The organism is Aeromonas sp. s11 (assembly GCF_040907945.1).
Taxonomy (GTDB): domain Bacteria; phylum Pseudomonadota; class Gammaproteobacteria; order Enterobacterales; family Aeromonadaceae; genus Aeromonas; species Aeromonas veronii.
Genome location: NZ_JBFOCU010000024.1, coordinates 43,231 through 56,315, shown reverse-complemented (window position 1 = coordinate 56,315; position 13,085 = coordinate 43,231). Strand labels below are relative to the sequence as shown.

General features: G+C 62.7%; 10 protein-coding genes. 7 read left to right on the top strand and 3 right to left on the bottom strand.

What is annotated here, in order from left to right; all coding sequences use genetic code 11:
• Positions 1-280: 280 nt before the first annotated feature.
• Both AB5Y84_RS06670 and AB5Y84_RS06665 read left to right on the top strand, forming a co-directional pair.
• Positions 281-547: a hypothetical protein gene (locus AB5Y84_RS06670; RefSeq protein ID WP_021230505.1), complete on the top strand. Its 267-nt coding sequence runs from the start codon at positions 281-283 to the stop codon at positions 545-547.
• Positions 547-1,893, top strand: coding sequence for an APC family permease (locus AB5Y84_RS06665; RefSeq protein WP_021230506.1), 1,347 nt, complete (start codon positions 547-549; stop codon positions 1,891-1,893). Before AB5Y84_RS06670 ends, AB5Y84_RS06665 begins: the two co-directional genes overlap by 1 nt.
• Positions 1,894-1,987: 94 nt before the next feature.
• On the opposite strand, the gene AB5Y84_RS06660 is transcribed toward AB5Y84_RS06665, so the two are convergent.
• Positions 1,988-2,362 (bottom strand): hypothetical protein, encoded by a 375-nt coding sequence (locus tag AB5Y84_RS06660; RefSeq protein WP_368176620.1) that lies wholly within the window; start codon positions 2,360-2,362, stop codon positions 1,988-1,990.
• Between the two features lie 249 nt (positions 2,363-2,611).
• On the opposite strand from AB5Y84_RS06660, the gene AB5Y84_RS06655 reads away from it, so the two are divergent.
• Positions 2,612-3,760: a Na/Pi cotransporter family protein gene (locus AB5Y84_RS06655; protein ID WP_139732559.1), complete on the top strand. Its 1,149-nt coding sequence runs from the start codon at positions 2,612-2,614 to the stop codon at positions 3,758-3,760.
• 174 nt (positions 3,761-3,934) lie between these two features.
• The gene (locus tag AB5Y84_RS06650; RefSeq protein WP_005347462.1) at positions 3,935-4,405 is read left to right on the top strand and encodes an FKBP-type peptidyl-prolyl cis-trans isomerase; all 471 of its coding nucleotides are present in this window, start codon (positions 3,935-3,937) and stop codon (positions 4,403-4,405) included.
• 64 nt (positions 4,406-4,469) lie between these two features.
• Here AB5Y84_RS06650 and ggt read toward each other — a convergent pair whose 3' ends face one another.
• The gene (gene ggt, locus AB5Y84_RS06645; RefSeq protein ID WP_368176619.1) at positions 4,470-6,251 is read right to left on the bottom strand and encodes a gamma-glutamyltransferase; all 1,782 of its coding nucleotides are present in this window, start codon (positions 6,249-6,251) and stop codon (positions 4,470-4,472) included.
• A gap of 191 nt (positions 6,252-6,442) precedes the next feature.
• A complete protein-coding gene (rdgC, locus tag AB5Y84_RS06640; protein WP_005347467.1) occupies positions 6,443-7,354 on the bottom strand; it encodes a recombination-associated protein RdgC in 912 nt (303 codons plus the stop codon).
• A gap of 177 nt (positions 7,355-7,531) precedes the next feature.
• Here rdgC and AB5Y84_RS06635 point away from each other — a divergent pair, with 177 nt between their 5' ends.
• From AB5Y84_RS06635 to AB5Y84_RS06625, 3 genes are all read left to right on the top strand, one after another.
• A complete protein-coding gene (locus tag AB5Y84_RS06635; RefSeq protein WP_368176618.1) occupies positions 7,532-7,960 on the top strand; it encodes a GNAT family N-acetyltransferase in 429 nt (142 codons plus the stop codon).
• Positions 7,961-8,063: 103 nt separating this feature from the next.
• Positions 8,064-9,290, top strand: coding sequence for an exonuclease SbcCD subunit D C-terminal domain-containing protein (locus AB5Y84_RS06630; RefSeq protein ID WP_368176617.1), 1,227 nt, complete (start codon positions 8,064-8,066; stop codon positions 9,288-9,290).
• Positions 9,287-13,039, top strand: coding sequence for an AAA family ATPase (locus AB5Y84_RS06625; protein WP_368176616.1), 3,753 nt, complete (start codon positions 9,287-9,289; stop codon positions 13,037-13,039). The genes AB5Y84_RS06630 and AB5Y84_RS06625 overlap by 4 nt, the downstream gene beginning before the upstream one ends.
• The last annotated feature ends 46 nt before the right edge of the window (positions 13,040-13,085 follow it).

Below are 13,085 nucleotides of genomic sequence, written 5' to 3'. Positions count from 1 at the left end.
CGATAAGCTCGCAGGACTCGAGCCCGGGGGAACACCGCCAAATATGATCAGGATCAATGTTGAGGCGCTATGCACCCTGCAGCCCCGATTTGCCGATTTTTCATACGCCATGACAGGGTTCTCTTCCCCCCCGAAAAAGGGGGAGCGGCTCGGGGACGGCTGCAGGGGGAGAGTGACCACTTACCTGCCCCATGCGTATGCAAAAAAATGCGTTAATCCGCCCTTTTTTGCTTGTCAAGGGGGCTGACCGAATGCACAATACGCCGCCAATAAAGGACCGATGTTCACTGCGACATCGGTTTTTGTATTTTTGAAGTGCAGTACAAACCCACCACAAGAGGCCGGAACGTTTCCGGAAGTGATATTCGAGATTGCCAAACAATCTCCCGACGTTGAGAGGATAACAATGGGGCGTTTTAATGCTTTCCTGCCGGTACAGCCCGGTATGCGCCTCCCCGGCGCCCTTGATGTACAGGCTTGCGAATCCATCGTATCCCTGCGCTCGTTGCAAGCACGTGCTGCGGCACTGATTGAGGAGAAAGCGTAATGGCATCGCAAAACGCCAAGCTGCTCAAGACCCTTACCCTGACACAAGTGATTGTGATGGGTCTGGCCTATCTGACCCCCATGGCTGTCTTCGACACCTTCGCCATCGTCGGTGACATCACCGATGGCCGGGTCGCCACCGCCTATCTGCTGGCTCTGGGTGGCATCCTGCTCACCGCTTTCAGCTACGGACATCTGGTACGCAAGTTCCCCTCTGCGGGCTCTGCCTATACCTATGCCCAGAAGGTGTTCAACCCCTACGTCGGTTTCATGGTCGGCTGGTCATCCCTGCTCGATTACATGTTCATGCCGATGATCAACATCCTGCTGGCCAAGATCTACCTGACCGCCATGTTCCCGGGCGTCGAGCCTTGGGTGTTCATCTTCGGTCTGGTGACCGTGATGACCTTCCTGAACCTGCGCGGCATCAATCTGGTGGCTAACTTCAACGGTCTGATCGTGGTGATCCAGCTGGCCATCATCACCCTCTTTATCGGCCTGATGGCGTGGGGCATCTACCACGGTGAAGGGGCTGGCACCCTGATGAGCAGCCGTCCGTTCCACTTCGAGTCAGCACAGCTGGTACCGCTCTTTACCGGTGCAACCATCCTCTGCTTCTCGTTCTTGGGCTTTGACGGTCTGAGTTCCCTCTCCGAAGAGACTCCGAATGCCGGCAAGGTGATCCCCAAGGCGATCGTGCTGACTGCCCTTATCGGCGGCATCATCTTCGTGGTGGTCTCTTACTGCCTGCAGCTCTACTTCCCGAGCCTTGCCCGCTTTCAGCATCCGGATGCAGTACTGCCGGAGATCGCCCTCTACGTTGGCGGCACCTTCTTCCAGTCCGTGGTGCTGGTCTGCACCACGGTCGCGGTACTGGCCTCCGGCATGGCGGCTCACGCCGGTGTGTCGCGCATCCTCTACGTGATGGGGCGTGATCGCATGATCCCGGAGCGGGTGTTTGGCTACATCCACCCGAAATACCGCACCCCAGCCATCAACGTGCTGATGGTGGGTGGTCTGGCCCTCTCCGCCGTCTCGTTTGATCTGGATACCGCGCTGGCGCTGGTCAACTTCGGCGCACTGGTGGCGTTCAGCTTCGTCAACCTGTCGGTGATCGGTCAGTTCTGGGTGCGCGAGAAGCGCAACAAGACCCTCAAGGATCACGTCATCTACCTGTTGATGCCGCTGCTCGGCGCCGCCACCATCGGTGCGCTGTGGATCAACCTGGAGCAGAGCTCGCTGGAGCTGGGCCTGATCTGGGCGGGCCTCGGCGCAACCTATCTGTTCCTGCGTCTGGCGGTGTTCCGCATCCCGTTCCGTCAGTACGAAGAGGCGGCTGACGCCTGATCCTTTGCGGATAACGGATAGACAGAAGGGGAGCCATGGCTCCCCTTTTTGCTGCCGGTCTCTTGCCGGTCACACGGGCTTGGGCCCGGTCTGCTTACTGCTTATCCAGTACGGCGGTCGCCGCAGCCTTGAGCGGATCGCGAGCGATGGTCTTGGCATCCTGCTCCGCCTTGTGCAGCTGCTGGTTTGCCTTGTCCATCTTCTGCTGCATACCGTTGCCGCTCTCCTTGAGGTCGGCACGCTTCTCGCCCAGCAGGTCGGTGCGGCCTTTTTGCACCTCAGCTTTCACCTTCTCTTTCTCCTGCTTCACCAGCTTGCTGGTATCACAGTTGCCCTTGACCCCCAGAGTGGCATTCACCGCTTCGTTTTTTAGGGCCTTGTCGAGGTTGCAGTCGGTTTTAAACAGGCTGGCCTGTGCCCCTGCCGAGAGCAGCCCCAGCGACAGAGAGAGGATCCATGCACGCATCATCTTGTTTACTCCTGCTTGCCAATAAAGGGGCGCAGTGTAGCGATCACGTCCCGGCTGGCAAGGCGGCAGTGCCTTCGTCCCCCCTTTTGCCACCCCTGAGCCAACCGGCTCGGTCAGCGCCTGTCGCCGCAGTTCGTCGTCATAAAAACATCATCGAAATGTCACGTTGTCATATTTCTGTCATTAACCATTGATTAAATGCGCGGGTCATCAACAACCCAAGACGGAACGACCGTCTCAAGAGGCTTTATGCAACACCATCACTCCTTGTCACAGCCGCCCGCGACCCGCGCCCTGTTCAACTGGATGAGTGTCATCGTACTGGTCTACCTGATCCTGGTTGCCGTGGGCGCCATTTCCCACGGTTTCAAAGATTTCTCCGGCGGCGCCGAGGGTGCAGCCCAGATCTTCGCCTTTGCCAACAACCCCTTTGTCGCCCTGCTGCTGGGTATTCTCGCTACCGCGCTGGTGCAATCCTCCAGCACCGTCACCTCGGTGATCGTCGGTCTGGTGGCTGGCGGCCTGCCCATCGGCATGGCCATCCCCATGGTCATGGGTGCCAACCTCGGCACCACCATCACCAACACCATCGTCTCCATGGGCCATGTGCGGGATCGCGCCGAGTTCCGCCGCGCTTTCGCCGCCGCCACCGTGCACGACTTCTTCAACCTGCTGGCGGTGTTCATCTTCCTGCCGCTGGAGCTGATGTTCGGCCTGCTGCAACACAGCGCCGAGTGGCTGGCCAACCTGCTGGTAGGCTCCGCCAACATGTCGATGAAGGGCATGGATTTCATGAAGCCGCTGACCGCACCGGCCCAGCAGCTGATTGACAGCGCCGTTGCCTTCCTGCCTGGCAAGGGTGCCGCCATCGCGACCATCATCATCGGTATCCTGCTGATCCTCGCCTGCGTCACGTATCTCGGCAAAGTGCTGCAACAGGTACTGGTTGGCCGTGCCAAAGAGGTGCTGCACAAGGCGCTGGGCCGTGGCCCGCTGACCGGCATCACCTCCGGTGCGCTGGTGACCATCATGGTGCAGTCCTCCTCCACCACCACCAGCCTGATGATCCCGCTGGCCGGCGGCGGTGTGTTCAGCACCCGTCAGCTCTACCCCTTCACACTGGGGGCCAATATCGGGACCACCATCACCGCCCTGCTGGCTGCCACTGCCATCAGTGGAGCCGGTGCCCAGCTGGCCCTGACCATCGCGCTGGTCCACGTGCTGTTCAACCTCTTTGCCGTGGTCATCATCTATGGCATCCCCTTCCTGCGTGACCTGCCGGTACGCGCCGCCGAGGGGCTGGCCCGGGTAGGCAGCGAGAACAAACTGCTGGCTCTGGGTTATGTGACGGGTCTCTTCTTCGCCCTGCCCGCCCTGATGATGGTGGCCGCCAAGTAAGCGCCGCCGTCATGGCAAGGGGCGAGTCACCGACTCGCCCCTTTTTGCGTCCAGCTCGCCGGGCTTTGCCTGCCCGCTCACATCCTCCCGCCCTGTGGCTCGCCATCAGGGGCGGTGCGCGATAAGATGACGCCCTCATTGCACTTTTTACATTTCATGGAACAGGAAAAACCGATGAAATTCATACTGATCGCGCTGCTCATCGCCGGTGTGGCCTACTACTTCTACTCCAGCAGCAACAACAAGAAGCTGGCGGCCGACAACGTGCGGATTGGCGCCGAGTTCCTCGCCAGCAACAAGGAGAAGCCGCTGGTGACCACCACCGCCTCCGGCCTGCAGTACGAAGTGCTGACCCCGGGCACCGGCACCGTTCACCCCACCGCCACCAGCAAGGTGAAGGTGCACTACGAGGGCAAACTGCTGGATGGCACCGTCTTTGACAGCTCGGTCGCCCGTGGCGAGCCCATCGAGTTTGGCCTCAATCAGGTGATCGCTGGCTGGACCGAAGGGGTGCAGCTGATGGTGGAAGGTGAGAAGACCCGTTTCTACATCCCTGCCAACCTCGCCTACGGCGACCGCGCCGCTGGCAAAATCCCGCCGGGATCAGTCCTGATCTTCGACGTGGAGCTGCTGGGTATCCAGTAAGCGCTCCGTCACGCTCCATCAACAACAAGGCCAGCATCATGCTGGCCTTGTTGCTATGGGAACCTCACTCCCCCTTGGCGATCCCTTCCCGGCGCGGATCCGCTGCGCCAAACCAGCCACCGCCATTGCGCTCAACCCCTTGCAGGCCGGAGGTTTGCTCGTTCAGTACCACCTCATGTCCCCTCGCCTTCAATCCCTCGACCACCGACATGGGGGTGCGTCCCGCTTCCAGCTCGGTGGGGCCGTTGCGGCTGCCAAAGTTGGGCAGGTTGATGGCCTGTTGCAGGTTCAGGCCCCAATCCTGAGTACCGAGCAGGGTCTTGCCCACGTAGTTGATGATGGCGGAGCCCCCCGGCGAGCCCAGCGTCATGGTCAGCTCGCCGCTTGGCTTGTCAAACACCAGCAGGGGTGACATGGAGGAGCGGGGCCGCTTGCCCGGCTCTACCCGGTTTGCCACCGGCAGACCGGCAGCATCCACCGAGGTGAAGGAGAAATCGGTGAGCTGGTTGTTGAGCAGGTAGCCGTTGACCATCTGACGCGATCCGAAACCATCCTCGATGGAGCTGGTCATGGAGATGGCCATCCCTGCCTTGTCGACGATCGAGACATGGCTGGTGGAGGGGAGTTCCGGGGTCGCATCCTTGCCCCGCGCCAGCGCCAGTGGCGGCGTACCGGGCTTGGCAATCCCCATGGAGAGCTGACCGACAAGCTTGCCGCGTTCGGCCAGATAGCCCTTGTCCAGCAGCCCCTGCACCGGCACGCTGACAAAATCGCTGTCGGCGACGTACTGGTTGCGATCGGCGAAGGCGAGACGCGCCGCTTCGCTGTAGAGGTGGATAGCCTCGCTGGAAGCAGCCAGTCCCCCCTCCTTCGTGGTGATCGGCTTGAGGGCCGCCATATCGCGGTTCTCCAGCATGCCGAAGATCTGGCCGAGCGCCAGGGTGCCGGACGAGGGAGTGGGAAAGCCGCAGATCTTGCTCTGGCGATAGTCAAAGCAGAGGCCATCCCGCACTTTGGCCTGATAGCTGGCCAGATCGGTGGCCGCCAGTACCCCGGGATTGGTGGGATGTTGGCGTACCTTGGCCACCATGGCATCCGCCAGCGGCCCCTGATAGAAGGCATCCGCCCCCTCTGTGGCCAGAGTGCGCAGCACCTTGGCCAGCGCCGGGTTGGTCAGCCGGGTGCCTGCCATTTTGGGGCTGCCATCCGCCTGATAGAAGTAGGCTCGCGCCTGCGGATCCCGTGCCAGATAGGGATCCTTGGCCAGCAATGTGGCCAGCCGTGGACTTATCACAAATCCTTGCTCTGCCAGCGTGATGGCGGGCTCGAACAACGCAGCCCAGGGCAGCTTGCCATAACGTTGATGGGCCAGTGCCAGAGCGCGCAGGGTGCCGGGAACGCCGACCGAGCGGCCTCCCACCACCCCGTCATAAAACGCCAGCGGCTTGCCATCTTGCATAAACAGCTGGTCGGTGGCGGCAGCCGGCGCCGTCTCGCGGCCATCCACCGCACTCACCTTGCGGCCATCCCACACCAGCAGCAGCGTCCCGCCACCGATCCCGGAGGATTGCGGCTCAACCAGCGTCAACACCAGCTGTACCGCAATGGCAGCATCGACGGCACTGCCACCGGCCTTGATGATCTGGTAGCCCGCATCCACCGCCAGCGGGTTGGCGGCCGCCACCATGAAGTCATGGCCCTGCCAGCCCTGCTTGTCGGTCCAGCCACTGGCGGCTTCCGGCGCGCTCAGGGTCTGGGCTGGCGGGGTGTAGTGAAAGCCGTTGTCACTGGCACAACCGGCCAGCAGGGCAAGGGCGATAGCGAGCCCCAGAGGTTTGCGCAACATGACACTCTCCTTGTCTGTTTTATGACCATAAAGAGGGACTATGTCACGATTGGCGCTGGTAGCTCAAGTTATTGAACAAGATCAATATCTTACTCATCTATCAATAATGGCTATCCGTAACAGACATAAAAAAACCGCCCGAAGGCGGCTTTTACGATGGGATGGCAGAGGCCAAACAGGCGCAAGTCCGGTTAGATGGACTGCTCTTCACCACCCAGGGCGGCAAACAGCGCCGGGATAAACTGGGACAGCTCGGCGGTGACCAGCGCGAAGTCCGCATCCAGACGGGCAGCCGGATCTTCGCTGGTGACGTCGTCGTTCTGCTCGCGCAGCTCTTCGCTGAATTTCAGACGCTTGATGGAGAGATCATCCCCCAGCACGAAGCTGACGGTCTCGCCCCAGTTAAGGGCCAGCTTGGTCACCAGCTTGTCGTTGGCCAGATGGTTCTTGATTTCATCCGTCATCAGATCCTGCTGCTTGCAGCGGATGATGCCGCCGTGCTCCATGGCACTGCGCAGCTCGGCTTCATCTTCCAGCGTGAAGGAGGCGGGCAGGTTGCCCTCGTTCAACCACTCGGTCATGGTGATCTCGGGTGGGTTCTTGAGGGCCACCGGCACCACCGGCAGGGAACCGATAGATTTGCGCAGCAGCGCCAGCAGATCGTCCGCCTTCTTGGCAGAACCTGCATCCACCACCATCAAATTGTCGGCCGGATTGATCCAGGCGAAGGTCTGGCTGGTACGACTAAAGGCACGGGGCAGCAGGGTATGGAGGATCTCCTCTTTCAACGCCTCCTTCTCTTTCTTCTTGAGGGCGCGTCCCTGTTCGAACTCGATCGCCTCTACCTTCTCGGCCAGCATCTCCTTGACCACGGTACCGGGCAGCATCTTCTCCTCTTTGCGGGCGCAGATGAGGATGTGGCCGGAAGCAGAGTGGGTCAGGGTTGAGCCGAATTTGCCAAGGGGCTTGACCCACCCGAAACGGGAGATGTCCTGACTGCCGCAAGGGGTGAAGGCACAGGCTTCCAGCTGGGTTTCCAGCTGATCCACGGTCAGGTCAAAGGGGCGGGTAAAGCGATAAATCTGCAGGTTTTTAAACCACATGGCGTCCTCGGTCTCTAGATTGTCCGGCGGGCATTGTACTAGAGAGGCGCTTTGTGATCAGCCAATCATTCTCGATAAATAAAGGGCGATCGACCTCACAGGGTCTCATTTATGTCACCAGTTTGTTCATCAAGTTCTCCTAGACTGCGAAAGTAAATTGTTAATAAGGATGAAGGTATGTTGCGGCCCAGTCGCCCGGAAGACATGGAAGAGATCGTCGAAATCTGGTTGCTGGCCTCCCTGCAGGCCCACGATTTCGTCGATGCCTCCTGCTGGTGGCAGGCCCAGGAGGATCTGCGTACCCGCTATCTCGATCGCGCCGCCATCTGGGTGTTCGAGGATCGCGGCGATCTGCTCGGTTTCATGGCGCTGGTGGACAACTATCTCGCCGCCCTGTTCGTGCGCCCCGATCGTCAGGGCCGCGGCGTCGGCCACGCCCTGCTGCAGGAGGCCAAGCGTCAGGGGGCGTCGCTCCACGCCCGGGTCTTCGTCGAGAACGATCAGGCGGTGCGTTTCTATCGCCGCCACGGCTTCGTTATCGAGGCCGAGGAGTCCGATCCCCTTACCGGCCACCCCCAATACCGGATGTGCTGCGAACCTGCCTGAATCGATGCCAGCCCCCTGTTTTACTTGAAAAAAGCACGGGGCATCCTCATCTTGTCTTCATCGGGTGCCACAGGCACCGTCCCTGCAACCGGGCTGCTTTCCAATGAAAATCCTCCATACCGCCGACTGGCACCTTGGCCATCAACTCCATGGTCACGACCGCCGTTTTGAACACGATGCCTTTCTCGACTGGCTGAGCGACACCCTCAAGGCGCGCGAGATCGACGCCCTGTTGGTAGCGGGCGATCTGTTTGATACCGCCAATCCCCCCGCCAGCGCCTGGCAACAGCTCTACCGTTTTCTGGCGCGGCTGCGCGCCGAGATGCCCCAACTCAACATGGTGCTGATCGGCGGCAACCACGACTCCCCCTCCAAGCTCGATGCCCCCCACGAGCTGCTGCGCGCCTTTGATCTGCATCTGGTGGGCAGCATCAGCCGCGACAGTGAGGGCAAGCTCGAGACCGACCGTCTGCTGGTACCGCTGCAAGACCGGGAGGGCAGCATTGCCGCCTGGTGCGCCGCCGTGCCGTTCCTGCGCAGCAGCGATCTGCGGGTGGAGCAGTTGGCAGAAGGACAAGACAGGCTGATCGAAGGGGTGCGTCAGGTCTACGCCGAGGTACTGGCCGAAGGGCGCGCTCGCTGCGGGGAGGATCTGCCGCTCATCGCCATGGGCCACGCCTATCTGGCGGCGGGCCAGCTCTCGGAGCTGTCAGAGCGGCGGGTGCTTGGCGGCAACCAGCACGCCCTGCCCGCCGAACTCTTTGCCGGTGCAGACTACACGGCGCTCGGCCACCTTCATCTGGCCCAGAGCCCGGCCGAGGGGGTGCACTACAGCGGCTCGCCGCTGCCGCTTTCGCTCGCCGAAGCCAACTACAACCATCAGGTGCTGGAAGTGACCTTTGCGGAGGGGAAACTGGCCGGGCTGGAGCGGATCCCGGTGCCCCGCGCGGTGGAGATGATCCGCCTGCCCCAGAACACCCTCGACGACGCGCTGAACGCCATCGCATCGCTCGAGCTGCCTGATTGTCCACAAGAGGCACAACCTTTCCTCGAAGTGCGGCTGCTGCTGCCCAAGCCCGAGGCCCGCATCCGCGAGCGCATTCTCGCCGCCATCGCAGATAAACCGGTGCGTCTGGCCCGCATCAGCACCCAATATCAGGGCACGGGGGAAGGGCTGGCCGATGGTCGCGAGCGGCGCAGGCTCGATGAGCTCTCCCCCACCGAGGTGTTTCGCCTCTGCTATCAGCGCCAGTTTGAAGGGGAGCCCGAGGCCGGGCTGGTCGCCTCGTTTGAAGAGATCCTGGAGCAGGTGAAGGAGTCAAACCAATGAAAATCTTGTCTCTGTCAGGTGAGAATCTGGCCAGTCTGACCGGCCCCTTCACCATCGACTTTACCAAGGGGGCCCTCGGCGCCGCCGGTCTGTTTGCCATCACCGGCAACACCGGCGCAGGCAAAAGCACCCTGCTCGACGCCATTTGTCTGGCCTTATACGACGAGATGCCGCGCTTTATCGCCAATCGCAAGAACGTGGCCGAAGTGGGCCGCATGGATGATGAAGAGAAGCTCAAGGCCAACGACGTGCGCGGTATCCTCAGTCGCGGCCACGCCAGCGGCTTTGCCGAGGTGCAGTTTCGTGGCTGCGATGGTCGCATCTGGCTGGCCCGCTGGGCAGTGCGCCGGGCGCGCAACCGCTCGGAGGGGCGTTTTCAGGCGCAGGAGCGAACCCTGACCGATGTGGAGTCAGGGCAAGTTTTCTCCGGCAGCAAGCGGGAGCTGCAGGATCGCATCGACGAGCTGGTGGGTCTCTCCTGGGAGCAGTTCCGCCGCGCGGTGATCCTGCCGCAGGGGGAGTTTGCCGCCTTCCTCAAATCGGACGCCAACGAGCGCTCCGCCCTGCTCGAACGGATGACAGGCACCGAGCTCTACTCCGCCATCTCCATCCAGACCTATGAACGGGCGCGGGAAGAGCAGCAGAAGCTGGCCACCATCGCCCAGCGCCTCGGCGACGTGGCGCTGATGGACGAAGTGACCCGCGAGCATTTGGTAAGCCAGCAGGTGAACCTCTCCACCACCCTCAAGCACGAGCAGCAACAGCAGCAGCTGATGCAGGACTTGCGCGACCTCAATAGCCGTATCGCCACCCAGCAGCAAGGTTGCAGCGAGGGGGAAGCCGCGCTGGAGGCCGCCATGCAGGCCCACGGCGCCGCGGCCCCCGAGCGCGAGGAGTTCGCTCGTGCCGAACAGGCCCAGGTGGCCCGAGCCGATCACGACGAGCTGGCCCGCCTCACCCTTGAGGTACAGCAGCAGGAGAAGGTGATCGCCGAGCTGGGGCCGGAGCTTGCCAAACTCGAGGAGCAGACCCAGCAGAGCGCGCTGACCGAACAGCAGTTGCTGGCGGAGAAGATCGCCGCCGAGCGGGAATGGGGTGCCCTGCAACCCGAACTCAAGCGGGCGCAGGAGCTCGATACCCGCATCAGGGAGAAAGTGCAGCAGTTGCAGAAGATCCAGCAGGAGGGGGCGCAGGAACGGGAAGTGCAACTCACGCTGGAGCAGGGCTGGCGCGAGCAGAGCCGACAGGTAGAACTGCTCAAGCAGCAGCACCAGCAGTGGGGCCTTTGGCTCGAAGAGCACAAGGAGCTGGCACCGGTGGCCCGTCAGTGGCAACCCCTGCTCACCGCCATGCAAGATTGGGCCGAGGATGCCGACAAGCTGCAACAGCTGCTCACCCTGCGGGATCACAAGCTGCGCGCCCTGCAACAATTGCAGCGCCAGCTGGAGCAAGGCCAGCAAGAGCGCGACTACTGGCAACATGAACAAGCTCGGCTGCAACAGCAACAGAACGAGCTGCAGGAGCAGCAGTGGGAGAGCCGCCTCGCCAAGGCGCAGGAGCAGTGGCAGCAGCAAACCGAACAGCTGGGTCAGCTGCGCCAGCTGCTGGAGCTGGCCGATTATGGCCGCAACCACGGCGAACAGCATGGCCGCTTGCAGCAGGAGATTGCCCAGCTGGAGCTAGCGCTGGGCAAGCTCGCCACCCTTGGCGAAGAGCTGGCCCCCGCCCGCGAGCGGCTCGCCCTGCAGCGGGATGAAGCGCGCCACGCGCTGGAGCAGTCCCGCGCCATCGCCAGCTTCGAGCAGTATCGCCATATCCTGAGCGATGGCGAACCTTGCCCGCTGTGCGGTTCCGGGGAGCACCCCTACAGCCAGAGCCAGCCACAGGTGGCCGGCATTCTCGGTCAACTGGCTGAGCGGGCCCGCAGTCTGGAGCTGGAGTGGGAACGGCTCAACCATCAATACATCCAGTGCGATAGCGAGCGTCAGGAGTTGGCCCGCCAGCTGGCGGTGCGTCAGCAGCACCTGCCGGAGCTGGAAACCCGCGCCGAGCAGCTGACCCAGCGCTGGCAACAGCTGGGGGGCGATACCCTGCTCGGCCATCCGCTGCCGCTGCGCCAAAGCCCCATTGAGTGGAACGAGCTGATGAGCACACTGCTTGGCCGTGGCCAGGCGCTGGAGCAGGGGTTGGCCCAGAGCCAGCAGCAGCTGCGTCAGGCCCAGCTTGGCCAACAACAGCTGCAAGGGGTGCGTCAACAACTGAGCCAACTGGCTGCCCAGCACCAGCAGTTTGACCAGCAGTGGCAAGAGGCCGATCGCCAGCGCATCGCGCTGGAAGGGGAAGTGAAGGGGATGGGCGAGCAGGAAGCGACCCTGCGCCAGCGCCTTGAGCAAGGCGCCCACCGCCTCGACGAGCAGATGGGCGGCCAACCGTGGCGCCAATGGCTCGGCAGCCAGCAGTGGCACGAGTGGCAGCGAGCCTGCGAAGCCTGGCTGCACGGCCAGAGCGAGTGGGAGCGGCTGGCCAGCGAGATCGCCAGCCTCACCCCCGCCCTGAGTGCGCAGGAGGCGCGCCTGCAGACCCAGCGCGAGCTGCTGCACAAACTCGAGCGGGACTACAAGGAGCACGAGCAGCAGCGGCAGGGGCTGCTCACCAGCCGCGCCACCTGTCTGAATGGCGAGGAGATCCCGCTGGTCGAGAGCCGCTGGCAACAGCGGCTGCAACAGCTCGCCAGCGAACTGGAGCTGATGCAAAGCAGCGCCCGCGTTCTGCGGGAGCGGCAGACCGAACTCAAGACCCGTCTCACCCATGTGGAGCAGGAAAAGCAGACCAGCAGCCGCCGCAAGCGGGAGGTGCTGGGGCGCTGGGCTGCCCACGCCAGTACCCTCGGCATCGCCGAATACGACCTGCGCCGTCTGCTCGCCATCAGCCCCGATGAACTCAAGGCTCGCCGCACTGCCCTGCAAGGGCTGGAGGATGCGGTTGGCGAGGCGCGCACCCGCCTTGCCGAGCGGCAACGGGCACTGGCACTGGAGGAGAGCAAGCGGGATCGCTATCGCGAGCATCACCCCGAGCTGGCTGCCCTGCCGGATGCAAAGCTGAGCGATCAACTGGCGGCACTCGATGCCCGTTGTCGCGCCCTTGAAGAGCAGCTGTTCGAGTGCAAGAGCAAGCTGGCACAGGCCGAAGCCGCCGCTCTCAAGGCCGGTAGCCTGCAACAGGAGCTGGCCGCCCAGCAGGCAGTGGCCGACCACTGGCAGCAGCTGTGCGATCTGATCGGGCAAGCCAACGGCGCCAAGTTCCGCACCTTCGCCCAGAGCCTTACCCTCGAGCGTCTGCTGCTGGAGGCCAACGCCCAGCTCGCCGAACTATCACCGCGCTACCGGCTGGAGCGAGTACCCGGCACCGATCTGGCGCTGCAAGTGGTGGATCTCGACATGGGGGATGAGGTGCGCTCGGTGGACTCTCTCTCCGGCGGCGAGAGTTTTCTGGTGTCGCTGGCGCTGGCGCTGGCCCTCTCCAGCCTCTCGTCACGCCAGACCCAGGTCGAGTCGCTCTTTATCGACGAAGGGTTTGGCACCCTGGATCCGGACAGTCTGGATCTGGCGCTCGCCAGCCTAGACTCCCTGCAGGCCGCCGGTCGCCAGATCGGGGTCATCTCCCACGTCCAGACGCTGGTGGAGCGGATCGGCGTGCAGATCAGGGTCGAAGCCCTCGGCGGCGGCGAGAGCCGGGTGGTGGTCCCCTGAGTAGCATCAGTTCCATCACCAATACCATCGGCTCCCCCCCACGCCG